This window comes from Sphingobacterium sp. BIGb0165, from assembly GCF_024810095.1.
Classification (GTDB): Bacteria; Bacteroidota; Bacteroidia; order Sphingobacteriales; family Sphingobacteriaceae; genus Sphingobacterium; species Sphingobacterium detergens.
The window spans coordinates 30,283-55,502 of the sequence record NZ_JANUEB010000005.1 but is presented as its reverse complement, the minus strand read 5'-3'; the positions used below and the strand labels follow the sequence as shown (position 1 = coordinate 55,502).

Sequence of the window (25,220 nt, the reverse complement as noted above, 5' to 3'; positions counted from 1 at the left end):
CGCTATTACTGCCCTAGCTACAATAGTACTAGCGGGAATAAGGAATAATGTCCAAAAAATCCGTGTTATATTCCGGGTTGATATGTAGTTTTTTACATCTAATCAATTCCAATATTGTTTCATAACATCTTATGGCCATTTGTCGTGAAGGCTGTGTAAATATCGTCCATGTAGGATTAAGGATCCTCACATAGACCGTATTTGAAAATCCGATGACCTGGACACCTTCAGCAATTATTCCCTCATATGTTAAAAGTAATGGTAAAACTTTTGTTGTTAATGTATCTGTCGTTGCTATAATACCATCATATTGCCTTCCTCCCTCCTGCTCTTCCAGTAGCCTACCAAGTTGCTTTTTAAGATCTTCATTGGGATGACTGTATTCAATTTCAAGAACGGACCAGTTATAGACCAGCTTTTCTTTCCCAAAAAATGCTTTTTTTATACCTAAAACCCGTGCATCATTATCACCAATACCTTTACAACAGACCAACAAAATATTCCGACACCCCTGTTTCAACAATTTATCAGCTGCAATGAAGATTTCCCTTTTGTGTTGTACGCCAATCTTGCTTGCTTCCAATTGATGATTGGTTCGATCAAAAAGCACCACTGGGCAGACCTGTTTTTGAATATAGCCCAGTTTCGAACAGTTAGAATTATCGTGCACGGGTGAAATAACAATGGCTGCCACACGATTTTGTATGGCTATATCCAAGGCCTCTGACTCTTTAGATGGACTATTAAATGTCTGAAAAAGAATAACATTATAGTTCGTCTTTGAAAACAACATGGTGATTTCTTCAAAAAAATCAATGAAGAAAGGGCTTGACAAAAATGGGACAATAACAGCGATCGAATTGGATACACCCGATTTTAGTGCTTTTGCAGCCAGGTTGGGAGTATAATTGACCGATGCGGCATAATCTTTCACCAATGTTTTGGTCTTGGCACTGATTTGATAGTTATCATTTAATGATCTCGATACTGTAGAAAAAGACAAGTTTAATGCTCTGGCAATTTCCTTTATCGTAACATGTTGCATACTGAATTCGTTTTAATTCACAAATAACCAATGCACAAAGGTCAGTTCCATTAGAACCGCGTTGATTTTAATCAGGAAGGACCTTTTATGCAATTGATATCCAAAATGAAGATTTTCTATATGGGAACGACTACTTTAAAGCATCGGATTTCACCACATCTGGCAATACATCCACAGCTTCGTATTGATGAGTTTTCCCTTTAAATCCGTCAATTAACAAAGTGCTACCCGACTGTTTCCGGATATATTTTTTACCTGCAAAATCCATTGCTCCATCACTTCCGTAATCGAAAACTGATGAAGTATCTCTAATCTGTAGTCTTGCATTTTTAGAACCATCAAGCTGGGCGATTATCTGCCAGTTACCAATCCGCAATACGGTTTGCCCATCATTACTTTTTGTTCCTGTGATTAACTGTGGTTTACCTTCTTTAATCTGTATAACGGTCAGATAGCGCATCTTTTTTACCGCTATAGAGGTGACCCCACAATGCCATTGATCTTTGAATTCTTTAATATTACCATTGACATCTTTTACATTGGCCCAATTGACTGCAGGTTCTGAAAACTTATTATGGATCTTCATCTCTATAGGCACAGCAGCAAAAACGCTAGCCATTGCATGTCCCTCTTCGGTCAACACTTCAAAGTTTTGAACTTTGTTGTCTGTTGATGCTATGGATCTCATTTCATAATAAGGGGCGTGAAATTGCGTTGTCCATTTTATCGGCTGTTTCGCCTCAAGCTCATCATAAAGGACTATTATTTCGTCCTCCAATTGTATCATATGGCGACGATATTTTGTTACATTCACATCACCGTATACTCCCGTGTTGTTAGGGTCAATTCCAAGCTGGTCAAACCTATTCAGCCAAAAGCTACTTTCAATGGGACCATAAGCGTTGCTTGCGTCTCCCAATGCATATTGGATCCGTTCGCCACTTAGGGTACGCGGAATCCATCCATACCCCTCCTCGCCAATTTTCTGGCTAAGACTATCCACCAATATCGTACTGTAAGCTCTTGAAGTACGATAGTAGAGTAAATTATGTTGATCGCTAAAATTGCCATAATAGCCCGAACCACCAAAAATTGTTTTTCCTTTGAAATTGACTGTAATCGCATTTTGTGAGGCACTTCCATGACCGGATGAGCCGAAAGGATTGCTCATCAAATAACTGCTCAAATCCTTCTTTGTATCCGCCAGATTGGCATGTATCGCCGCAACGCCGATATCAGCAAAATTTCGCAGCTTTGGGAGATCTTTTGGGGCTTGCTGTGGTAACTTCCGGTTGGGATTATAATTGAGTAGTCTATAAAAAAGATAATCGTCCGAGGGCCTCGCAAAATATTCAGGATTATCTTTTTTTATCGTTGCCACATACCAGTTTAAATAAGGGTTTTCGGCACGATAAGCAAAGGCATCAGCAAATAATCCTTGTTGCCTGGTCATAAAAGGCGTATTCTCCCACATATCTCCATACGCTGTTGTTGCCGATGCAGGTGGATGGGTATACAGCAGGTAATAGGGAAGATTTTTCATCCATGGAAGTTGATAATAATCTACTCCAGATAGATCGGCAAATAATTGGCTCAAATAAATGATGGATTTATAGTTGACTTTGAAATACCCATTTCCTTCATGCCAGCCTCCATCCGTTGTTCCCAATACCGGAAAACGAGCAGTCCACACCTCATAGAGGTACGACAGCCATTCTTTCGCTTCCGTTACATCCCCCATCACCGCTACAGTAGCAATAGTCAAATTACGCATCGTGATTTGCCAGATATGGTTATCACTGACATGTAATTCAAACCGATTGGGTAGATGGTCATACACACGTTTCGCACGCAATCTGATGATTTGCTGAAATAAAGTCTTCTCTTCGGCTGTCAAGATATGATATCCCGTATCATAAAACCAACCCAGCGCTTCCAATACCGCGCCACTTGTAAAATCATCCCCTGTTGCAAGTCCATTGGGATCCATTTGTGCGATATTCAAGGCGCGACGCTTGGCGTCGCGCAAAAAACGTTCGTCTTTGGTCAGCTGATAAGCAATACACAGATTACTGACCGGTGTTCCCACCGCATCCCCAAAACCATGGTACATGGCCTCGATAATCTTTTTCTTTTCGAGCGCTGTCTTACCTGTAGAATCAATGATACGCATTGGTTTTTCCTCTGGTAAAGGTTCCAGCATCAGCTTCTTGGCATAAGTAATAAAACTATGCGCTTCGGGGTTGTTCAAGTTATTTTTATAAAAAGCCTCACCTCGAGCATGCATTCCCCATAAGCGTGGATGGGCAGCTTCGTTGCGCGCAAGGACCTCCCTGACTGGAGGAGATACTTGCTGGCCTTGCGTTTTGGCGTCGATTACAAAATCATATACTGCAGACCAAGTCCAACTTTCGTTACCTTTCTTTCTATACGCATACTGCCAATACCACCGACCAGTCGCCAAGGCCTGATGTAAGGGATAAACCGCCCAGGCCTGAGGGTCACTTGCAATGACATTTTTAGTAAATTTACTATCCCGTGCTAAAATGACCTTATACTGTATATCAGCAATACCTGGATCTTGAGGCACTTCACTTCCACTTTCCATCGGGAGTACCATCTCTTTGCCGTTTGTAGCAGGCCACATCAGCGCAGGGGCATTGGAGGAGACAATCGTTCCTCCCACTGGATACGGCCACTCGCGAACACGTGCATGCAATTTGTTTTGTGTCAGCTTGATTACTCCAGCCTCTTGGGCTGACAAATTCAATACGACAAGGGTAGATAAAAGAGATAATAAGATTTTCATAGTTATGATTTGTGTTCCCATCTTATAATACGTGTTGTCCAAATGCATCGCCATTTTTCTTACACCAAGCTTTGAGGTATTGACGCATGGCTTTTAATTTTGATTCATTAGCCGGCAGTACGGCCAAATTGTTGGTTTCTCCCGGATCGTTGACAAGATCAAATAATTGCTCCCGTATCTTACCCTTACTGTAGACAATATATTTTAACCCTTCGGTAATGACCGCTCTTCCGCTGATTCCAAGGAGCTCTTCATTGTCGGCAAAATCAGTTTCCACGACCAGGGTGTCGCGTAGAATTGCAGTAGGTGATACCAGCCTTTTACTGATATCCAGTCCTTTTAAGTACGAAGGAGCCTTCACACCTGTAAATCCACATATTGTCGGAATAATATCCGTACCATTACAGATCAGGATATCATCCACACGGGGTTTCCATTGTCCTATTTTTGAAATAATAAAAGGTACTTTAATAGATTCTTCATAGAGGACCTGTTTTTGGTTCCAGCTATGTCCTGCATAGCCATCCCCGTGGTCAGAGGTAAAGATAATAATGGTATTTTTTTCAATGTTGTACTTTTTCAGGGAAGCCAGTACCATCTCAACATAATTGTCAACTTTTTCCACCAATCGATTATAAGCCCAACGGTATTGACGCCATTGACCTTCCGTCCACTGGATACTCGGATAGGTGCGGAAATTGGATTTTTGCTGCTCCCGTATCATCTCCGGTTCATGGGCAGGTTTCTTCCAGTTTGCAGGCAAAACAGGACATAATTCTGGCGCCGGAGCATCTTTCAGAACATCCATTTTCAGGTCTTCATCCCTGGCCCATTCACAGATATCATGTGGATTCAAAAAAGACGCTACCAATAGGAAAGGATCCTTTTTATGATCACGGATAAAGCGGGCACAATAGGAAGGAGTCGCCGCATCATTGTAATCTAGAAAATCTGTATTTTGAATATATTCAAAGCCATGTTGACTTATTTTTGAGACTGGGATTGACAGATGCCATTTTCCTACATAGCCTGTTTTATAACCACCGGCCTGAAATATCTTCCCCATCATGAGTAGACTATCGGGCCAAAGACCATCTTTCTCCGGGACGTTACCGATAAAACCAGTTTCGTGAGGCCGACGACCACTAAAAATCGCCGTGCGCGATGGAGCACACAAAGGCTGGACACAATACGCCCGGCTGAAACGCACACCATTTGCAGCCAGCTTATCCATCGCCGGCGTATGCAAATCCCGATTTCCGGCAGCACTCATAGCATCCGCTGTTTGCTGATCGGTCATGATAATCAGAATATTTGGTCTTTGCTGAGTTTGGGCTTCGATCGTCCCTGCAAAAAGCAGAATCAACAGACCTGTTATCATGATTATCAAGCCTTTTACAGACCTAATATCTTTCCAAAAAAAATGTTGAACATCTAATTTTATGCTACTATTTTTCATCTATTTTCCTCTTATCAATTTGTTAAATCATAAATGTTGTGAAATAGCCAATGCATATACTGATACCAGGTACCGGCTTAAGCTGGTACTGGGCATCAGTATATGCTTTACAGTCGTCTAAAAACCGGGATTTTGTCGCGTTATCGCTTTATTCACATCCGTTTCATTTTGCGGGAATGGGTATAATTCATGTTTTCCCGACACAAAATTATCAAAGGCAGGATAAGGATAATTCGCCCGAATCGCTTTCACTTTGGTATTGGTTTCGGCAATGGCAGCGGACAATTTATTCCAGCGAATCAAATCTGCACGTCGCATCCCTTCAAAACAGAGTTCTTTTGCCCGTTCTTCCATGATAAGATTTAAAAAGGCCGCTTGATTCAATCCCGGTTTAATGAAAACTTCCTCCGATGTTGCTTTTGGTAATAGGGAAGCAGTAATGACAGCACCGGTCCCCCCGCCCCCCGTTAGGGATACCGATGGAACCGATGTGTAGCCCTGGCCAACGTTATCCATCACCAGTGTCTTTAAGCTATTCGTTCCTGTATTGCGGGCTGTGATTCTTGCCGCTGCAAAATTACCGCCACCACCAGATAATGTAATTATCGGGTTTGAGGAGTATCCCATACCCGCATTGGTTATTGTCAGACTAACACCATTACTTGTATTATCCAGGCCATAAGCCCTTCTTCTGACCTGATTGATCGCATCAAGCGCAATTGCATTAGGCCCACCATTTAATTCACTTTCTACTTCCGCGCGCATCAACAGTAAATCGGAGTATCGCATGACGACATGATTGATATAGGTGAAACTGGCTTCCAGCGCGTCATTCGACTGGTATTCACGGCTCCATTTTCCGACTGCCCAATTGGCTTCGTTATTTCCGGTCAAATAAGTCCGTGCTCCAGCTGCATTGATATTGTATTTTGCTATGACAAAGTCCTTTCGCTGATCATTGTCCTGAAATAGATCATAAAATGGCCGCATGACAATGTATCTTGGATTAGTGGGCTGGAAAACACCCTTTGTAGTCGTTGGTGCATTCCAAAAGCCAATCCATGAACCATTACCGCGCGTTCCAGCTGGATTGGAGAAAGCTACCTCAAAAATATTCTCTGTGAACTCCAATTTATGCTGGCTTTGGTTTTTGAATACCTGTATATAATCTGGATTAAGCTTATATACATTTGCCGCAATGACATCATTGATCTGTTGTTGCGCCAAGCTATAATACTCCTTGTACTTGTCGGATCTTTTCATTGTCCCTTCGACATTGAGCGAATAACCGCCAGCAAATAAAGCAACCCGTGCGAGCATCGCTTTGCAGGCCCATTTATTGATGCGTTCATTAGTCGGCATAGCAGCTGGAAGAAGTTCAGCTGCTTCCTGCATATCTTTTATGACCTGCCCATAAATCTCATATCGATCCGTCAGACCCACCGTTAGATTATCACCTGCTTTGGAAGATGAGATCTTAAAGGGCACATCACCCCAAAGACGCAGCAATTCCGAATAATAAAATCCCCTCAGAAATTTTGCTTCCCCTAAAAAGCGATTGAGCTGTGCTTTTTGATCTTCCGAACCATTTTGAAATTGAGCCATCTGCTGGATCTTTTCGATCACCGTATTGGCCCGATTGATTCCCGTATAGAAGGCACTCCATACCGTATAATAAACATTTGTCTCAGGCATACCTTTATAATGGGGTATCACCCGCCAAGCATCGCCAGTATCGCCCGAAATTTGTCCAATATCGGTATCCGTATCAAATACCATGGGTAGGTTCCAACCATAGACGTCGAGCGATGACATAATCTCATAGACTCCCAATGTTGCCATATTTGCCTCATTAACGTCAGAAAAGAAATTATCACTTGTAAAGCTGGAATACGCTTCGGCATCCAATATTTTTTTGCACGAATGCAGAGGTAGCAAAGTGAACAGTGAAAAACCCGCTATCAGCAAATTTCTCGAAGATTTTATTTTAAGGTTCATATCAAATATGATTTTAAATACACAGTTTATAAAGACAGATTGATTCCCACAACAAAAGACTTAGCCTTCGGATAAGCACTGAAATCCACAGCTGGGGTGATCGCATTGTTGATAACACTCACCTCCGGATCATAGCCTGAGTACTTTGTAAATACATGGAGATTGTACGCTGTAACATAGATCCGTGCGTTGGCAATCTTTGCTTTACTGAGAAGTTTCTTAGGCAATGTATAGCCGAGACTGATATTATTGATCCGTAAAAAAGACCCGTCCTCGATAACACGATCGAACAACCTACCTGTAGAATATCCGTTGTAAGAAGCAACTGTTTTTCCTTGGTTCAATGCCGCAAGCTGCTGGGGGTCGTTCATGATATTGTTACCCGCAGCATCCATTGTCGTAAATCGATCGGCCATAAAACTCAAGGTATTGTAGTAGTCATTATTGACCATATTGGCAAGGGTATTCGCGTTGTAGACATCGTTCCCTACAACAAAGTTCAAAAACACACTGAGATCTATCCCTTTATAACTGAATGTATTTCCTATTCCACCCGTATAGCGTGGATTGGCATTGCCTATGTAGGTTCGGTCATAATCGTTGATAATACCATCAGGGTTACCATCTGGACCACTGATATCTTTAAATTTTTGAAAACCGGGCTGTACCGTCACATTATCTTTCCCCACCCCCGTCTTAAGCGCATAGGTATTATTTGATGCATTGAAATCGAAATCATCAACCGTATATAAGCCATCAGCAAGATAACCATACATGATCCCTACCGGTTTACCTACCTCAAGAATATAATCATTGGAAGTCGTATAACTGTTGGTCACCATTGATTTTTCCTCGTTGCTCAATCCAAGAACTTTTGTTTTCGGAAAAGCGATGTTGACATTGGTACTCCAGTTGAAATTGTTGTTTTTTACATTAACAGTATTCAAGGTAAATTCCAGGCCGTGACTTGAAGTCGTTCCAATATTTTGGAACTGCGTTATGTAGCCTGAGCTCGCTGGTATACGTGTATTGAACAATAGATCCTTTGAGCGGTTGTTGTACCATTCGGTCGTTAAAGTCAGCCTTTGACTGAACAAACCTAAATCCAATCCGATATTTGTTGCCTGATTAGCTTCCCATTTAAGCTTTGGATTGGGCAAATTGCTTTGATACGCTGTCGGGGTCATCTGGCGGTTTAGCGGATAGAAACCCGAATTAAAAATCCCTAAGAAAGCGTAGTTTGCAATGCGGTTGTTACCCGATTTCCCATAGCTGACACGCAACTTAAGATCCGATACAGCGGGGATAGATTTCATAAAATCCTCGTTCGCGATACGCCAAGCACCTGCTACGGATGGGAAATAACCCCATCTGCTTTCGGGCGCAAATTTGGAGGAGCCATCCGCACGCAAGGTTACCGTCAGCAAGTATCTATCTTTAAATCCGTAATTTAACCTACCAAAAAAAGACAATAACATATCTTCCTCGGCATGGGAAGTTGGAAAATTAGCGACCGTTCCCATCGACAGATCGTTCCATCCATGATTGACTTCCGGAAAATTGATCGCACCACTACCAAAGCTTTCGATGTAATTGCGAATATATTCTTGCCCTAAGGTGAAATCCAGTTTATGGTGATCAAGATAGGTGTCGCTGTAACTTAATGTATTGCTATAGTTGAAGCGATTGGTCTGTATATCGTTAATGCTCCCAAAAGGACCGCCAGCCCTAATCGCGGTAACAGATCGCGAATCTGTAAATTGTTTGCTCTTGTTGCCACTCTCCGTATAGTTGACCAAACCGCGATAAACCAGCTTGTTGGTCAGATTGTACTGTAAGGTGGCACTCGCATTCAATGTTTTGATCAACTGCTCCCGTCGTTGTGATTCCAATGCAATAATTGGACTTTGAAAAGTCGGTGCCTCCGGTGCTGGATCATAGGGATCGCGTTCGGCATCTATCAGGTCGGTATCAGCATCGTTGCGTCCATTGACAGGTCGATATCTAAGCACGGTCTGTAGAAAACTCAATCTTGTATTTCCACCCTCATTTGTCCCCAATCCCGTGACCTTCTGATTGGAATAGTTTACGATAGCATTTAGTGTTACTTTATCACCTAATTTATGATTCAGGGTTAGTTTAGCAATATTCTTCAAGGCACCGCTATTGATCATAATTCCCTTGTCATCGTTGCGGGAATAGAACACATTAAACTTGGTATCTTTCCCCCCTCCGTTTATGCTCAGTTTATGATACTGGCTGACTGGAGAACCGCCAAAGATTTCGTCTTGCCAATTTACCCCCGGTTTATTTCCATAATAATATTGTAGAGAATCATACGTTCCATACCTATTGATGAATATATCTTTTTTGACCTGGTCGGTTCCGGCACGTTCCCATTGCAACTTCAGGTATTCGTATGAATTTAATAGTGGAATATTGGCATTAAATTTCTTCACCCCCACATAGCCATCGTAATTGATTCTCATTTTACCGGCTTTGGTAACTTTTGTCGTGACCAAAACAACACCATTGGCTCCACGTGCACCATATATTGCCGTTGCAGAAGCATCTTTTAAAACATCAATAGACTCAATATCCATCGGATCCAAGAATGCTAAGCCATCCGTTTGTGGCACTCCATCCACCACATATAAAGGCTCATTACTTTGGGTTATTGAGGTACCACCACGAATTTTTATCGAAGGACTCTGCCCTGGAGTACCATCATTCGTACTTACCTGAACCCCCGAAAGGCGTCCTTGCAATGCTTGGGCTACGTTTTGAACAGGTACTTTTGCCAGCTCCTCCCCTTTCACAGAAGAAACAGCCCCCGTCAAATCTTTTCGTTTTTGAGTACCGTAGCCGATCACCACGACCTCATCCAGACTTTTATCCTCGGCTTGTAGGGAAATGTTTAGGCTGGTCTGGTTATTGATTTGTTTTTCTAATGTTCTATACCCAACATAGGTAAAGACCAATACCCCATCGGCTGGAGCAGCGATCAAAAAATTTCCATCCCCTTTCGATGCAGTGTTTCGTCGCGAGTTTTTTTCAAGAATGGTAACACCGACCAAAGGTTTACCATTTTCATCCTGAACCCTTCCTTTAATGGTTATTGTTTGCTGTGCATAGATGCCCAGACAGCTAAACAAGAATACCCCAATCAACCAAAATTGCTTCATTTTATAAATTAGGTTTTTAATTAATTTAATAATGTGTTTATAAGTAGTTTGTCGTTTGCCAGCTTAATCATCATAATTTAGCAGGTAGATAAATCTTTGGCAATTCCGCTAGGACAAACTTAATAATACCGCCTCTGATCCGATTTCAATTATGATAAAAAAGCTTGCAATTTTGATAAACCAAAAGCTAAGCGACTTATTATCGTATATAAAAACTGGCATTGAACGACCAGCCCACAAAATAACCAAGTCGTTTATCATTTTTAAAAGTATCCGCAACAAATGAGAAAGTCGAAATCCCTGTCCCTAGGTACTTTTACGATTGACATACATTTATAAAAAAATCATGATGAAAGGATTCCGCACCTTTATTTTTACGCTAGCGCTTAGTAGCAGCACCACCATTTATGCGCAACAGACGAATACGCCAAGTTGGTTTCAACATTCTATGCATGTTATTGGCCAACAGCTGAACAAGGCAACCCAAAGATATACCCCCGGAGAAAATCCACGTTCGGTCAATCCGGATGGATCTGTCCGTTTGGCGGATTACAAAGATTGGACAACTGGTTTCTTCCCGGGATCATTGTGGTACGGTTATGAATTGACACAAGATCCAAAATTAGCAGACCAAGCCAAACGATTTACATTAGCACTTGATTCTATCCGCTACATCACCAATACCCATGATCTTGGCTTTATGCTATATTGCTCTTATGGAAATGCCTATCGCATTACAAAAGATAAATCCTACCTACCTGTATTGGAAGATGGTGCCAAAAATTTGGCCGCGCGCTTCAATCCCAAAGTGGGAGCGATCCGTTCTTGGGACTTTGCATGGCTTCATTATCCCGTTATCATAGACAATATGATGAATCTCGAATATCTGTATTGGGGGGCTGCACAATTTCACAAGCCTACATACATTAGCATCGCCGATACGCATGCCCTCACCACCCTAAAAAATCATTATAGGTCGAATCACAGTAGCTACCATGTTGTGGACTACGACGCCACTACGGGCAATGTGATCAGTAAAAAGACTCATCAGGGATTGACAGATGAGTCATCCTGGGCCCGTGGGCAAGCTTGGGGCTTGTATGGCTATGCGATGTGTTACCGTTTTAGCAAGAACCCCGAATTTTTAAAACAGGCCGAAGCTATCGCTGCTTTTATTATGAATCATCCGACCTTAAAAGTCGATAAAATCCCTGCCTGGGATCTCGATGTTCACAACGCCTATGACCTGGACGAGGACGGTAGAGCTCCGCGTGATGCCTCAGCAGCAGCTGTCGTTGCCTGTGGACTGCTCGAACTGAGTACCGAAGTCAAAAATGGAGCAAAATACGTTGACTATGCCGAAGATCTTCTAAAAACACTGTCATCCGACAAATACCTCGCAAAACCCGGTGATAATCACTTCTTCCTCCTTAAGCATAGTGTAGGGGCATTCCTATACAATTCAGAAATTGATACGCCCTTGGATTATGCCGATTACTATTATTTAGAAGCCATGAAACGGTATGCTGAACTAAAAAAACTAACCATGAAATAAACCTTAAATTTTATAACACATGAAAAACCAATTCCTAAATTTAAACAGATTGAGCAAAATATCGCTCTTATTGCTCGTTGCAGGCTCTTGTTCTAAATCTGTAGCCACACTAGATCAACCGACTACGGCATCAAAACTTAGCGCACATAATCACCTGACTACAGTTGCGGATTCTGCTACACTCCTCGTGGATGTCAATTATGAATCAGGGACTATAAACTCAGGGATCCCCAACCTGACTACCACACATGCTACCGCTGATAGTGCGGAATATGTCGTGAGCTCGGCCCGGACAGGAAACTATGCCATTGCACATAAAATCGTTGTGGGTGATAGCAGCTACTTTTCAGACAATCATTGGCGAAGTGAAGCGGCTACCGCGCAGCTCTTTGACGAAGGAAAATACTACAATGGCGATAAACGTCGTTTTGAAGCAAGTTTTCTGTTAAAGGATTGGGTGCCTTATACCACCGCTTGGACAGCAAATGGTTCCATTATCTTTCAGGGCAAACAAAACGGTGGTGGAAATCCCGCCTGGTATCTCAATGTGAAACGAAATACAATCACCTTCCGCCTCCCATATGCCAATATTGAACCAAAGATTATAAACGATTTTCGCCCATATATCAACCAATGGATTGATATCCGTATTGATGCAAAAATGACTACCGACACAACCGGTTATTATAAAGTCTATTGTCGATTGCAGGGCGAGTCTGAATATACCCTAAAATGGGAGATTGCCAATATCGCTACATTTAATCAAGCTGTAACTGGCCCTAATCCATCGGGCTACCTCAAATGGGGGCTTTACCTACCGGCTTCACAGCCCAACAGTACGCCTCCAGAAGTTCCCACCCGCATTATTTATCACGATGATATAAAGATATATAGCCTAGATTAGGGCTATCCTTTTAAAAAAGCCGTTTTGGATGATTCAAAACGGCTTTTGCTTTTAGGAAGGAGGTGTATCTTCCCCTTGCTTTTCCAGATACTCCGAAGGCATACAACCATAGAACTGTTTAAATGCTGTAGAAAAATAAGATGGTGTATTAAATCCACATTTGTATGCAATTTCCGATAGGCTATGCTTTCTTTCCTGCAGCAATTCCACCGCTTTCTTCAAGCGTATTCGCTTAATCATTGCTGTCACTGTATCTCCGGTAATGGCTTTAATCTTCAAGTATAGATTTGTGCGACTCATCCCTAGCTCTTGACTAAGTATTTCGACGGAGAAATTATATTCATCCAGATTGGATTCGATGATTGCGATTGTTTTTTCCAAAAATCCCTGATCCAGATGATTAAACGTTAGTTTCTCCGGTTCAATTTCCTTTGCATTTTTGTAATAGTTCCTTAGACGGTCCCGTGTACGCAGCAATGTTTTCACTTTTGCGTCCAGCAGTGCGATGGAGAAAGGTTTCAAAATATAATCGTCGGTTCCCATCTCAAAACCTCTAAGCTGTTGCGAAATCTCCGATTTTGCGGTGAGCAGAATGATGGGTATGTGACTTGTCTGGATATTCTGTTTAATTTTTTTGCAAAAATGTAGGCCATCCATTTCAGGCATCATGACATCACTAATGATGGCATCGGGATGATTATCGGACAATAATCCCAACGCTTCTTTACCATCAAATGCCGTTATGACTGTATAATTATTTCCAAAATACGCAGCTAGGTAAGTCACAATTTCACGATTGTCATCGACAATCATCAAAACTTCTTTTTCCCTTTCCGCTGTAGTTATCGCAGCTATTTCTTGATCCTGGCGGGTCTCCTCTGCCGTCAAGTTATTGTCCTCTTGATCCCAATTTGTTTCCCGCGGATCAACGCTATGTATATCCTGTGCATACACATCATCGGCTAAGGGCAAGATTATGGTAAATATACTGCCCTGTCCCAATTCGCTGCTGACATTGATCACACCGTGGTGTAAGTCGACCAGGCTTTTGGTGAAAGCTAACCCCACGCCCGATCCCAGATTCATTTCTTTTTGATCTATCTGATAGAAGCTTTCAAATATTCTGTGCAGATGTTCTTGGGCCATTCCGCTCCCTGTATCTTTCACCCGGATGATGGCTTCTCTGGCATTAGCTTCCAGTTCAACACGGATGGAATCACCGGGAGCCGAGTATTTAAAAGCATTGGACAATAGATTATAGAGCATGCTTTCCACAGCAACACGATCGATATAACATACCAGGGAATCAATCGTCGGGATAAATGCAAAGTCGATCTGCTGTTTCTCTGACAGCGGTGTAAAGGAATGGCTCACATGTGCTGTTAAGTCGACCAAATCTAGTTTGGCAACCTGTAATTTTCGTGTCCCCAACTCTGTTTTCCGAAAATCGAGCAACTGATTCACCATATCAAAAAGTCGCTTCGTATTGCGCATGATCAATTCGTGACTTTGCCGCAGCTTCCGGTCTAAACCCGGTCGGGCCAGTATTTCTTCCAAAGGCGCCATAATCAGTGAAAGCGGAGTTCTGAATTCGTGGGAAACATTCGTAAAGAAATCCATTTTCACCTTATTCAGATAATTGTTTTTTTCTCGTTGTATACGTTCCAATTTAAGCTCATGCTTGGCCTGTATCCGATCGATCAGGATGCGGTAAACGATATATCCTGCTGCTGCGATCGACACAGCAAGCAGTAGGTAAAACCAGGTTGTTTTATACCAGATTGGTTTTATAATAATTTCCAGGGAACGTTCGGGACTCTGTTCTCCCTGTGAACCGGTTGCTTTGACACGAAAAACATATTTACCAGCTGGTAGATTGGCGTAGCTGGCCTTAGGTATATTTTCAGCTTGTTGCCATTCCTGATCATAACCATCCAGCTTATAGCTATATTTGGTACTATTGGGCGCAATAAAATTGAACGTATTGAAGAAAATTGTAAACTGTTTCTGTTCATGATTGAATTGCAAACTGTTGACAGCATCAACCTGCTGATCCAAAATATTGCTGCCATCCCCGGCCGAAATAGTTTTATTAAACAATTCCAGGCCTGTAAACACTATTCTTAACTTTAAAGGTGCATGATTGATGGATTTAGGGTAGAAATAGCTAATACCATTAATTCCGCCAAACAGCATCATGCCATCTTTGGCCCTACAGGCGGCATTTAAATTAAGCTGCGTATTTTGTAAGGTATGTAAGCCATCAAAGTAAACACGCTGTTTCGAATCGGTATTATATTTGACCAGGCCACTGCTAAGTCCCAGCCAGAGGTTGCCCTCTTCATCAGGAAGTATGCTGTTGATGGTGCCTTTCGTAAAATCAGGTCTGTCTTTATAGTTGATAAAACTGCGTTTTGATTCATCAAAAAGATTTAGGCCATCCCGGGTACCGATCCAAATCCGTCCTTTTTTATCTTCGGCGATAAAGTTGATGACGTCATTGCTCAAGGTACTATTTTCCACCTGCTCGAGTCTAGTATTAATCAGGTTATATATATTCAACCCATTATTGGTACCGATCCAAATTCGTTTTTTACTGTCCTCCATCAGAAAATTAATCTCCATTGAACTCAATTGGGCTCCAGTTTTATCAGCTTTAAATGCATTGAATTCACCACTGACATCATCAAATTGATCAAGTCCGGTCTTTGTTCCGACCCAGATTTTACCGCTATGATCTTTCAATAGTGCATACACCATATCCCCCGCGATACTCCGTGGATTATGCTGAAGGTGTCTGAACACCCGACAATAGCCCGTTTTCGGATCCAATATATTCAGACCGCTATTATGTGTTCCCAATAGAATTTTGCCTTCGCTACCAAATGCTATTGCTTTGATATTATTGGAACTAATTGAACCACCCGTCTCCTGATAGGCAAAATGCCTGATCACATTCTCCCTCGGCTGCCAATAATCGACACCTTTATCATTCGTTCCGATCCAGAAATTCCCCTTGTTATCCTCTTCGATTACATTGACGACCTTGTCATTCAACATGGCAGCACCTGTATTTTGAGACAGCAGATTAAAATTAATGTGATCGTTATGAAAGTAATTCAGACCACCATAATAGGTCCCCAGCCACATCCCTCCTTGCCTATCGCGAAAGATACAACGCACCGAGTTTTGACTTAATGTCATCGGTGCATTGGTATGATGGTAATAATTTTCAAAATTTCCTACTCCATCGAAAATGGACAAGCCTCCAAATGTTCCGATCCATAACTTCCCGTTTGCATCTTTCGTTATACCACGTATGTTATTATCCGCAATACTCCGGCCGTTCATCGGAATTCGGAGATAGTTTATGAATTGATAGTTTCTGGTATCCAGCCGTAAGAGACCCTTACCCTCGGTTCCGATCCACAAGAAAGGTCCATCGCTATAAAAATAATTGACCCATATATTACCGAAAGGATTCGCTAATGGTCTTGTCTTCCCCGTTTGAACCTCATAAAAAAACAGTCCATTTTCAGTACCGAGCAGAAGTTCATCACCTATAGCAGCAATACTGTATATTCCTTTCGCCCCATAAACAGATACATTGGGTTTTAATTCTTTGAAAGTATCATTTTTTAGATCGTATTTATAAATTTCGCCCGTGTTGGTCGAGGCCCAAATCCCCCCTTGTTGATCCTGAATGATATTGGTCACATACCATTCGCCCGGTTTGGGATGGAGTGTATAGTTCTTAAAACTGTCCGTATTGGCGTTATACAAACTCAGGCCTCCATTACCACCTACCCAGAGCTTTCCGCCTTTATCTACAAATAATGAGAATATATAATACGAACTGATACTCGATTTATCGTCTTTTAGCGGTTTGTATACCCGGAAGGTCTTACCGTCATACCGATTAAGTCCATCTTGTGTTCCTACCCAAATAAATCCAAGCACATCTTGCGTAATGGAGAATACCGTACTTTGGGACAACCCCTTATCAACAGAAATATTAATAAATGACTTCGAAGATGATTGCGCACAGGTTCCATGAATAATCAAAAATAGAGCTAATAAGCACATTAGATGTCTTAAACACTTTTTGATGAGCATAGATCGTAGATTGGGAAGTATCATTATTTAAATCAAAACTCCTATAATCCGATAGCAGATTCACCGCTAGTTAGGAGCTATAAAAGTCTCTGGTTTATTCGCCTACGAATATCGGCAAAATTTTTCAGGGAGCAACCAAACAAAAGATTAAAATATTTCCGAAACTGTGCAACAAAAAAGGCCGGATCAATTGCTGGTCCGACCTTAAAAAAACTTTCCTTTAATCCTACGTATACCTTATTATTCTTTATACATATCCAATCAATGAACACGATCAGGATCAAAATAGTTTTATTTTTTTTTAAGAATAAATACTTTGTCGTTCCCGCTAACTCCTAAAGTCAAGATTTGCCCGAAGTCGGAATCACATGAGGGATGCAATCTTTCATCAATCTACGCAAAGCACTTGCGACAATTAGCTTAGTGAACAGCTGTGACCTGGAAAAAATTGCTACATTTATACTAGGTCAAAAACAGTTTTACGAACTAATCATTGGAATGAAAACAACCGACGAAATATACCAAACTATTGCTGATAATATAAAAGCTGTTATCGGAGAAGAATGGGCTTATGCGGAGCTAAACATTGAAACCCTCGGGACTATGGTCAGCTTTATCGGCGAGTATATGAATGCCAATAAGGAGAAAAAACAGATTGATGTTGATGAGTTCGATTTCCAGTTAACATTTGATATCCTTGAGCTTCACCGGATCAGCACTGAAGATGGAATCAATAAATGGAATAAGGCCACTGTCCATTTAACCTCAGAAGGGAATTTCAATATGGAATTCATATGGGACCAACAATTTTACGATGAAATCTACCGTTTATCAAAAGAATAAAATAGGCTAGGGAATTAACACCTAGCCTATAAAAAATACAATAAATCCAATGCCTAAGGTAATTGAACAACCATTTTCAAGGCAGGAAGGTTTTAATTTTTTTATTATTAGTGTTCTTTTGCTTTATTTCCCCCACTACAGCAGACACTGAGGGTGTCAGCAAGCAACAATAAACAAGGAATAATAAGTATTGTTCGCATAGCCCGCGTTGGCGAGCATTTAAATCAAAACTAGCCCTCAACATGATCATTACCTGGCCGCAAATAGGAAGGCGGACCACTAACAGGAACCTCTCAAGTTCGATCAGCACTTATACCAAAATATTCAAAGCTAACAATCGCTTAAAGAAAAGATAAAAAAAAATTCATATCGCATTCACCCTATTTAAACTTCCGATTGCCTTATATATAAAGGGCCTTGTCTAGTTCAAGGTATACTAAGCAATGACTAACCATGATTCGAATTCCTAAATGTAATCTGAGAGCGAAGGTTCTCGTCGCATTGTCCCTGTGGGTTTGTAGTACTAACGCTCTGGCTGGCGGCGGTCTATTTGACGATGAACAGAAAAAGCTCATTCTCAAAACCACAATGTACTACATCAACCAAAAGCATATACAGCCGCCAGTATTGAACGATGAGTTTTCATCAAAAGTCTGGCAGAAATATTTTGATTATATTGACGGAAGCCACAAAATTTTTCTTGCTGAGGACATCGAATCACTCCAGAAATATAAGACAACACTGGACGAGGCAATCAAGGATAATTCTGTCGATTTTTTTGAGGCTGCGGAACTGCTTTACAACAAACGAATGGTTGCATTGCAGACCATTTGCGATGATATTCTTACCAAACCTTTTACATTTTCGAAGCAAGAAGTTTTGAAGGAAGAAACCAGTTTTCCGTCTTCATTACAGGAACAGGAAGAACGGTGGCGCAAATCGCTTAAATTAAGCGTCCTAAAAAAATACCAGTCATTAAAGGAAAAAAATAAAGGGAAGAAAGATGCAGCACTAGAAGCAGAAAGCCGCATGGCTGTCAGGAAATGGATGGCTGCATTTTTTGCCCGAATGACCAAACCAAAAGCCTCAGATGTCAACTTCAGCTATTTTATCAATGCCATTCTATTTCAGGTCGATCCACATACGATCTACAATATCCCGGCGCAAACACAATTAAAACAAGAGAATATCTCCAAGCGCTTTTTTGGAATTGGTATTTCGATGAAAGAGACCGATGGCGAATATTTTGTGGAGACGCTCGCACCGGGGGGCGAAGCAAGCAATACAGGTTTATTACAAGTAGGCGATCATATCCTTCGTATTGAGAATGGCCAAGGGGAATTACAGGATATTTTTGCGATGCCTGCTGACGACGTTGTAGGCTTGATTCGGGGAGACAAAGGTACCCATGTACGGCTACAGATACGGAATCAAAAAGGCGAGGATAAAATTGTCAGCCTCAAGCGTACGGAGCTCAAAGATGAAGCAAAATTGGCCCGAAGTGCGCTTTTTGTTAAAGGAAGTAAAAAAGTTGGCATCGTCTATCTACCTGATTTTTATGATGATGCTGCTGATCCGAACGGTGCACATGCCGCGAATGATGTGATACAGCATATTATGCAGCTCAAGACCCGCGGGATGACCCAGCTGATCATTGATCTGCGCAATAATCCCGGCGGTTCGCTCAATCAGGTCGTCGTGCTTGCCGCGGCATTATTAGGTGACGGACCTAAAGCGCAGCTTAAAGGAAAGACCGGGATCCAGATTATGCAGAGCAATATGGAACCGATATTTGGGGGTCCACTGGCCGTCCTGATCAATGAACGAAGTGCTTCTGCTTCCGAAATTTTTGCAGCCGTAATTCAAGATTACAAACGTGGGGTCGTTATCGGTGGGCCAACTTCCTATGGTAAGGGAACTGCACAGGATCAATGGCCAATAGGCAAGATGGGAGATTCCAGCAAAAATATTCCGACAGTAAGTTTAGGTTCGCTGACCCTCACTTCTTTTATGTTCTATCGGGCGACAGGTCAATCCACGCAGCGCAGCGGTGTTGTGCCAGATATCTTATTGCCGAGCCCCACGGCCTATAGCAGTGAGCTGGAAAGAGACTATATTTCGGCTTTGCCTAATGTGCCTATTCCGACAGCGCAGTATCAATTTTCCAATACATTGTCGGCCGAACGGGTTGCAGATCTCAAACAGCAGCTTCGCTATACATCCATTTTCCAAAAAATTGATAGTGTTGCCAAATTGATCGCAAGGGAGGACAAAGCTCCGGTTCCCTTGGACGCGAAGTCTTTTCTCGCACAACAAACGCGCAGGAAATTAAGGACTGATCAGCTCAATAGCTGGCTAACGATCGCTAAAAAAGATCAGGTTGAACTATTGCCCGAAGATAATCAGACCGTGACTGCCGAAAAGTGGTACCGCGACTGGTTGAACGATACGCAAAAAGATATCTATGTGGCACAGACCTGCGATTTACTCTATAAACTCAATCTATCCAAACCCTAAAAAAAATGACCAGAAAAACGAAAAGAAACCTCTTGTGGACAATCCTACTGTTGTCCTCATCCTCTACACAGCTGTTGGCCCAACAGCAGCTAAAAATAAATGCCGAGTTGCCCGGATTGAAAGATGGCGAAAAGGTATATCTGATCGACTATGTGAAACAGCAGATGGATTCTACACGTGTCGAAAACCACAAGTTTGAATTTATGGCCAAGGCCGATTCCAGTTCGCTTTACGTGGTTCAGGTTGGCCTGCAGCCTAAAGAAGACCAATATTTCTATATGGATATGGGTGCCGGTGAGCTGAAGGTGTCCGGAAAAGGTGATTCATTTAAAGGTGCAGCATTTACAGGTAGCCCCTTTGTTGCCAAGTGGAAGGAACTGGATGGTTTTTTGCAGCAGCAATGTGGTGCAGGGATAAACCACATCAGTGAACTTACCCAAAAGCTGGGACAAGCACAGGCCGTGGGTGATGCGCAGGCACTGGAAGATCTCCAAAAGCAATATCTTGCTTATATTGAAAAGAGTAAGGTTGCGTCCAAAGAATGGATTGCCAAAAATCCCGATGAACCGATCAGTGCCTATGTGATCAATGCATTTCTATTTAATAAAATACCCTTGGAGGAAGTACAGGCGTTGCTAAAAGGCCTTGGACCAAAAGCCCAAAAATCAAAATTGGCAGCCGCCATGTTGCGCGCCCAGGCACCCAAGATGACCAGCTCGCTGGTCAATCAACAGGCACCTGATTTCACCTTGACCGATGCCCAAGGCAAACCGGTTAAACTGTCGGATTTTAAAGGTAAGTATGTCCTACTGGATTTTTGGGCAAGCTGGTGTGCTCCCTGCCGCCGGGAAATGCCATTTTTAAAGGCGGCTTATGAAAAATACAATGCCCAAAATTTTACGATCCTGAGTGTGTCAATGGATACCGAGACAGACAAATGGCGGAAAGCATTAGACGATGAAAAAATGCCGTGGACGCAGCTTTTGGACGACAGCAAGCAGCAAACATCCACGCTATATAGTGTACAGTTTATCCCAACAAATTTTTTAATAGACCCTGCCGGAAAGGTGATTGCCTTTGGCCTTTATGGAGAAGAAGTCAGCAAACAGTTGGGTAGTATGCTTAAGAATTAACCCTAACATAATGAACTAACCTAAATCATGATGGTTTCATCACAACTAAAAACCAATTTATACAGATGAAAAAAAATCGCTTTCTCCGTTTTGTTTTAACGACGGCGGTATGGGTTTCCTTGGGGGGGACTGTTGCCTTTGCGCAGTCGTTAAATAACAAGACAGTGACGCTGTCGATCAAGCAGGCAAAACTTGATAAAATCCTTAAGTCCATTCAGGAAAAATCTGCTACACAGATTGTTTATAATGGGCAACTGGTCGACCAGGTTGCCGCACAGACTGTTGTCGCCAAAAATGAAAAACTGACCGATCTGCTGAACAGGATTCTGAAAGGGACCGGACTCGGCTATACGATCGAAAATAATGTGATCATTATTCGGCCGGTCAGGCAGTCAACCGGCGGAGTCACACTTTCCATCAGTACAACACTTGTTCAGTTTGCTGCGGCTCAGGGCAAGGTACAGTTGGCCAATGGACAGCCCAAGCCATTGGTGACGATCGTGAATAAAGAAACGGGTACACATACCCTGTCTGATGCCAACGGCAATTTTATAATCAATGCCAAGGAAGGCGACCATCTCCAATTTAGCCATGTGGGTTTTAAGCCCTACCAGGCGACCGTGCGTAATTTTAAGGAAATGAAAGTTACGCTGGAGGAGCAGGAGTCGACTTTAGAGGAAGTGGTACTGACCGGCTATCAAACGATCGAAAAAAAACTGTCCACCGGTTCTATTGTTATGCTAAAAGGAAAGGATGTGGCTGAGCCAAATGTACCCAACATTGCGTCGATGCTACAGGGTAAAGTACCGGGACTGGCTATTGAGACTTTGTCTGGAAGCCCGAATTCCATTCCCCGCATGCGTATGCGGGGAACATCCACCCTGATCGGAAATGCCAATCCCATTTGGGTTGTCAATGGAATCGTCCGGGAAAACCCAACGGATATGAATCCCGACAATCCGATGGGGCTAAACCCCGATTTCCTCAATCAATTTCTTCGTTCGGGGACCACACTTGCGAGTGCTGACCTCATGGGAAATTCGATCGGCGGGATCAATATTAACGACGTAGAGAGCATCAGCTTTTTAAAAGATGCGGCGGCAACGGCTTTGTATGGTGTAAAAGCCGCTAATGGCGTTATCCTGATCACAACAAAAAAAGGAAAGGCCGGCCCCAGTATTTTAAACTATTCAACATCAATGGGTTTTGTACAAAAACCTTCCTACAAACACCTTAATCTGATGAATTCCAAAGAGCGTGTACAGCTTTCACGGGAACTCATCAATGCAGGAACGCTATTTCAGGACATGCCGGTAGACCTGGGGTACGAAAGCGAATATTTAAACCTGATCAATGGCCGTATCACCGAGGATGTGTTCCATGATCGCGTGCAGCAGATGGAAACGGTAAATACCGATTGGTTCGATCTTCTGTTTCGTAATAGTTTCAATCAGTCTCATGCCGTTAATCTTTCCGGAGGGTCGGACAACACAACTTTTTACTCCTCGCTCAATTATAAGGATAACAAAGGGGCTGCCAAAAACGATACCCGCAAATCGTTTGGGGGATCATTATCTGTCAATTCAAAGCTCAATAAAAAATTAACTATCGGTTTTGAATTAATGGGTGACTACGCGAAAGCGGTCGGTTACAATTCACAGATTATAAACCCGATGACCTATGCATTAACGACGAGCAGAACAATCCCGTCAGATCTGTTTTATGAAAGCAAGATTCCTGTTTTTGGTAATCAACCCCCATTTTCTACAGCTCCATTACATTTTAACGCTTTAAATGAGATCGATCAGTCGGGCAATATGACAAAAACCGTATTCTTAAATAGTGCGTTAAATTTGGGGTATAAAATCTCCAATGACTTACAGCTGAGTTCGATATTGAGCGGGAATTTTAGTATGCAAAATTCCGAGCAGTATTCCACCGAGCGCACCTTTGATGTGGCCAAGGTTAGAGGGTACGATTATGGATCTGTTGTACCGGGCGGAACGGAGGAAACATTTTCAGCCTTGCCTTTTGGCGGTATTTTGGACCATCGAAATTCAAATTTGTACGGTTATTCATGGCGCAATACATTGGCGTATAAGCGCAGGCTCTTTAATGACCGTGATCAACTGGATATTACTTTGGGCCAAGAGCTGAATAGCACAAAGCGAGAGGGGTATAACCAATACCAATATGGTTACCTCAAAGATCGTGGTGAAGGTTTTGCACAGCTTGCTATTTATTATCCCTGGATGCTTCAGCGCAAAGAAAACAAAATAGATAATTTTCTTTCCGGTTTCGTTGCGGCCAGCTATGCCTTTAAGGAGAAGTATATTGTTAGTGGTAGCTTGCGCACAGATGCATCCAACCGCTTTGGTCAATACACCAATAGTAGATTTTTGCCAGCCTGGAGTGTATCGGGCCGGTGGAATGTCTCAGATGAACCTTGGTTACAAAACAGTAAGATTATCGAGAACTTAAGTTTAAGTGGATCCTACGGCTGGCGGGGTAATGCGGTACCAAGTGTTGGTCCGGATCTGATTATGGAGATCTCCCAAAACACGGGACCATTGAATCCCATTGCAAATGAATATCAATTGACCATGCGATCGCTGGCCTATCCAGATTTGCGCTGGGAACGCTCCGTAGATAATAATCTCGCCATTAATTTTGGTCTTTTCCGTTCATTAATTAATGTTAATGCACAATTCTATTCCAGAAAGACCCACGATGCGATAATCGACTTAAATGTCCCCTATGAATATGGTGTATCGTCCATGTATATCAATGGCGGGACGCTTACAAATAAAGGAATGGATCTGAGTGTCTCCTTGAGGCTGATCCGCAAACAAGATTGGACCTGGACGGTTTCTGGAAATACTTCCAAAAATAAAAATAACCTGACAAAAGGAAGTGATATCACCACTTATTCCCTTCCAGATCATTTAAATGGACAAGCCAGGCTGCCCGGCCAGCCGCTTGGGACTTTTTATGTCTTCGATTTTAAAGGACTAGATCCCGAGAATGGAACACCACGGTATAATGTGATTGATGATGTTGAGGATCCGAAAAAACTCGGCATGTATGACTATCTGATCAAGGCCGGAACCAAGAATTATCCGTTTACCGGTGGGCTAAGTACAAACCTCAGGTATCGCAATTTGTCGCTATCCATGAATTTTACTTTTGGTCTGGGCGCACATAAATTACGAAATGCATTGTTTAATGGTCAGGATTTTCAATATGCACCTAAACCTGATCAAAATGTGCAACGATGGCTATTGGATCGCTGGCGGAAACCTGGCGATGAACTGCATACCAATATCCCGCGTTTCGCCGATCGGCTGGACGATCAGCTGATAGAGGTCGGGGGCCGTAGCCTGAGTCGCTATATGATGTATGACTATTCAACGCTGCAATTGTCAAAGGCTGATTATCTTAAATGTCGGGGGCTTCAGCTTAATTATGTTTTACCACATTCGGTATTACAGCCGATGCATTTATCACAAGCTTCGGTGACTTTTAGTATGAGCAATGTCTTTACAATAGCAAGCAAGGAATGGAAGGGACAGGATCCCGAAATACTGGGTGTGGGTAGCAGCGCGTTGCCCCAATTGCCTACTTATGATTTAAGTATTAACGTTTCATTTTAAAAA

12 protein-coding genes are annotated in these 25,220 nt (G+C 42.3%); 6 read left to right on the top strand and 6 right to left on the bottom strand.

Annotated features, from left to right (window positions below; translation table 11 throughout):
• Nucleotides 1-28 precede the first annotated feature (28 nt).
• From M2408_RS12330 to M2408_RS12310, 5 genes are all read right to left on the bottom strand, one after another.
• On the bottom strand, nucleotides 29-1,045 hold the full coding sequence (locus tag M2408_RS12330; RefSeq protein ID WP_259182195.1) for a LacI family DNA-binding transcriptional regulator: 1,017 nt from the start codon (nucleotides 1,043-1,045) through the stop codon (nucleotides 29-31).
• Nucleotides 1,046-1,175: 130 nt separating this feature from the next.
• A complete protein-coding gene (locus M2408_RS12325; protein WP_259182193.1) occupies nucleotides 1,176-3,854 on the bottom strand; it encodes a DUF4962 domain-containing protein in 2,679 nt (892 codons plus the stop codon).
• 22 nt (nucleotides 3,855-3,876) lie between these two features.
• Entirely contained in the window at nucleotides 3,877-5,235 is a 1,359-nt protein-coding gene (locus tag M2408_RS12320) for a sulfatase (RefSeq protein ID WP_259182191.1), read from the bottom strand.
• A 195-nt stretch (nucleotides 5,236-5,430) separates the two neighbouring features.
• Nucleotides 5,431-7,311 carry a RagB/SusD family nutrient uptake outer membrane protein gene (locus M2408_RS12315; RefSeq protein WP_259182189.1) on the bottom strand — a complete coding sequence of 627 codons (1,881 nt, stop codon included), beginning with the start codon at nucleotides 7,309-7,311 and terminating at the stop codon, nucleotides 5,431-5,433.
• Nucleotides 7,312-7,337: 26 nt separating this feature from the next.
• A complete protein-coding gene (locus M2408_RS12310) occupies nucleotides 7,338-10,496 on the bottom strand; it encodes a TonB-dependent receptor (RefSeq protein ID WP_259182188.1) in 3,159 nt (1,052 codons plus the stop codon).
• A 346-nt stretch (nucleotides 10,497-10,842) separates the two neighbouring features.
• On the opposite strand from M2408_RS12310, the gene M2408_RS12305 reads away from it, so the two are divergent.
• A complete protein-coding gene (locus tag M2408_RS12305; RefSeq protein WP_259182186.1) occupies nucleotides 10,843-12,051 on the top strand; it encodes a glycoside hydrolase family 88 protein in 1,209 nt (402 codons plus the stop codon).
• A gap of 19 nt (nucleotides 12,052-12,070) precedes the next feature.
• Nucleotides 12,071-12,955, top strand: a complete 885-nt coding sequence (locus M2408_RS12300) for a polysaccharide lyase (RefSeq protein WP_259182185.1) — start codon at nucleotides 12,071-12,073, stop codon at nucleotides 12,953-12,955.
• Nucleotides 12,956-13,006: 51 nt separating this feature from the next.
• Here the strand turns inward: M2408_RS12300 and M2408_RS12295 are convergent, their stop codons facing one another.
• The gene (locus M2408_RS12295; RefSeq protein WP_259182184.1) at nucleotides 13,007-17,041 is read right to left on the bottom strand and encodes a two-component regulator propeller domain-containing protein; all 4,035 of its coding nucleotides are present in this window, start codon (nucleotides 17,039-17,041) and stop codon (nucleotides 13,007-13,009) included.
• Between the two features lie 405 nt (nucleotides 17,042-17,446).
• On the opposite strand from M2408_RS12295, the gene M2408_RS12290 reads away from it, so the two are divergent.
• From M2408_RS12290 to M2408_RS12275, 4 genes are all read left to right on the top strand, one after another.
• The gene (locus tag M2408_RS12290) at nucleotides 17,447-17,914 is read left to right on the top strand and encodes an antitoxin YezG family protein (RefSeq protein WP_259182182.1); all 468 of its coding nucleotides are present in this window, start codon (nucleotides 17,447-17,449) and stop codon (nucleotides 17,912-17,914) included.
• Nucleotides 17,915-18,367: 453 nt separating this feature from the next.
• Complete coding sequence (locus M2408_RS12285; RefSeq protein ID WP_259182180.1) at nucleotides 18,368-20,431, top strand: S41 family peptidase; 2,064 nt, start codon at nucleotides 18,368-18,370, stop codon at nucleotides 20,429-20,431.
• A gap of 5 nt (nucleotides 20,432-20,436) precedes the next feature.
• Nucleotides 20,437-21,564, top strand: coding sequence for a TlpA disulfide reductase family protein (locus M2408_RS12280; protein ID WP_259182176.1), 1,128 nt, complete (start codon nucleotides 20,437-20,439; stop codon nucleotides 21,562-21,564).
• 65 nt (nucleotides 21,565-21,629) lie between these two features.
• Nucleotides 21,630-25,217: a SusC/RagA family TonB-linked outer membrane protein gene (locus M2408_RS12275; protein ID WP_259182175.1), complete on the top strand. Its 3,588-nt coding sequence runs from the start codon at nucleotides 21,630-21,632 to the stop codon at nucleotides 25,215-25,217.
• Nucleotides 25,218-25,220 lie beyond the last annotated feature (3 nt).

What these genes read in the sequence shown, in the direction of transcription:
- M2408_RS12305 (WP_259182186.1), top strand. Translation starts at nt 10,843, where the DNA reads ATGATGAAAGGATTCCGCACCTTTATTTTTACGCTAGCGCTTAGTAGC.
- M2408_RS12300 (WP_259182185.1), top strand. Translation starts at nt 12,071, where the DNA reads ATGAAAAACCAATTCCTAAATTTAAACAGATTGAGCAAAATATCGCTC.
- M2408_RS12295 (WP_259182184.1), bottom strand. Translation starts at nt 17,041, where the DNA reads ATGTGCTTATTAGCTCTATTTTTGATTATTCATGGAACCTGTGCGCAA.
- M2408_RS12285 (WP_259182180.1), top strand. Translation starts at nt 18,368, where the DNA reads ATGATTCGAATTCCTAAATGTAATCTGAGAGCGAAGGTTCTCGTCGCA.
- M2408_RS12330 (WP_259182195.1), bottom strand. Translation starts at nt 1,045, where the DNA reads ATGCAACATGTTACGATAAAGGAAATTGCCAGAGCATTAAACTTGTCT.
- M2408_RS12275 (WP_259182175.1), top strand. Translation starts at nt 21,630, where the DNA reads ATGAAAAAAAATCGCTTTCTCCGTTTTGTTTTAACGACGGCGGTATGG.
- M2408_RS12290 (WP_259182182.1), top strand. Translation starts at nt 17,447, where the DNA reads ATGCAATCTTTCATCAATCTACGCAAAGCACTTGCGACAATTAGCTTA.
- M2408_RS12280 (WP_259182176.1), top strand. Translation starts at nt 20,437, where the DNA reads ATGACCAGAAAAACGAAAAGAAACCTCTTGTGGACAATCCTACTGTTG.
- M2408_RS12325 (WP_259182193.1), bottom strand. Translation starts at nt 3,854, where the DNA reads ATGAAAATCTTATTATCTCTTTTATCTACCCTTGTCGTATTGAATTTG.
- M2408_RS12310 (WP_259182188.1), bottom strand. Translation starts at nt 10,496, where the DNA reads ATGAAGCAATTTTGGTTGATTGGGGTATTCTTGTTTAGCTGTCTGGGC.
- M2408_RS12320 (WP_259182191.1), bottom strand. Translation starts at nt 5,235, where the DNA reads ATGATAACAGGTCTGTTGATTCTGCTTTTTGCAGGGACGATCGAAGCC.
- M2408_RS12315 (WP_259182189.1), bottom strand. Translation starts at nt 7,311, where the DNA reads ATGAACCTTAAAATAAAATCTTCGAGAAATTTGCTGATAGCGGGTTTT.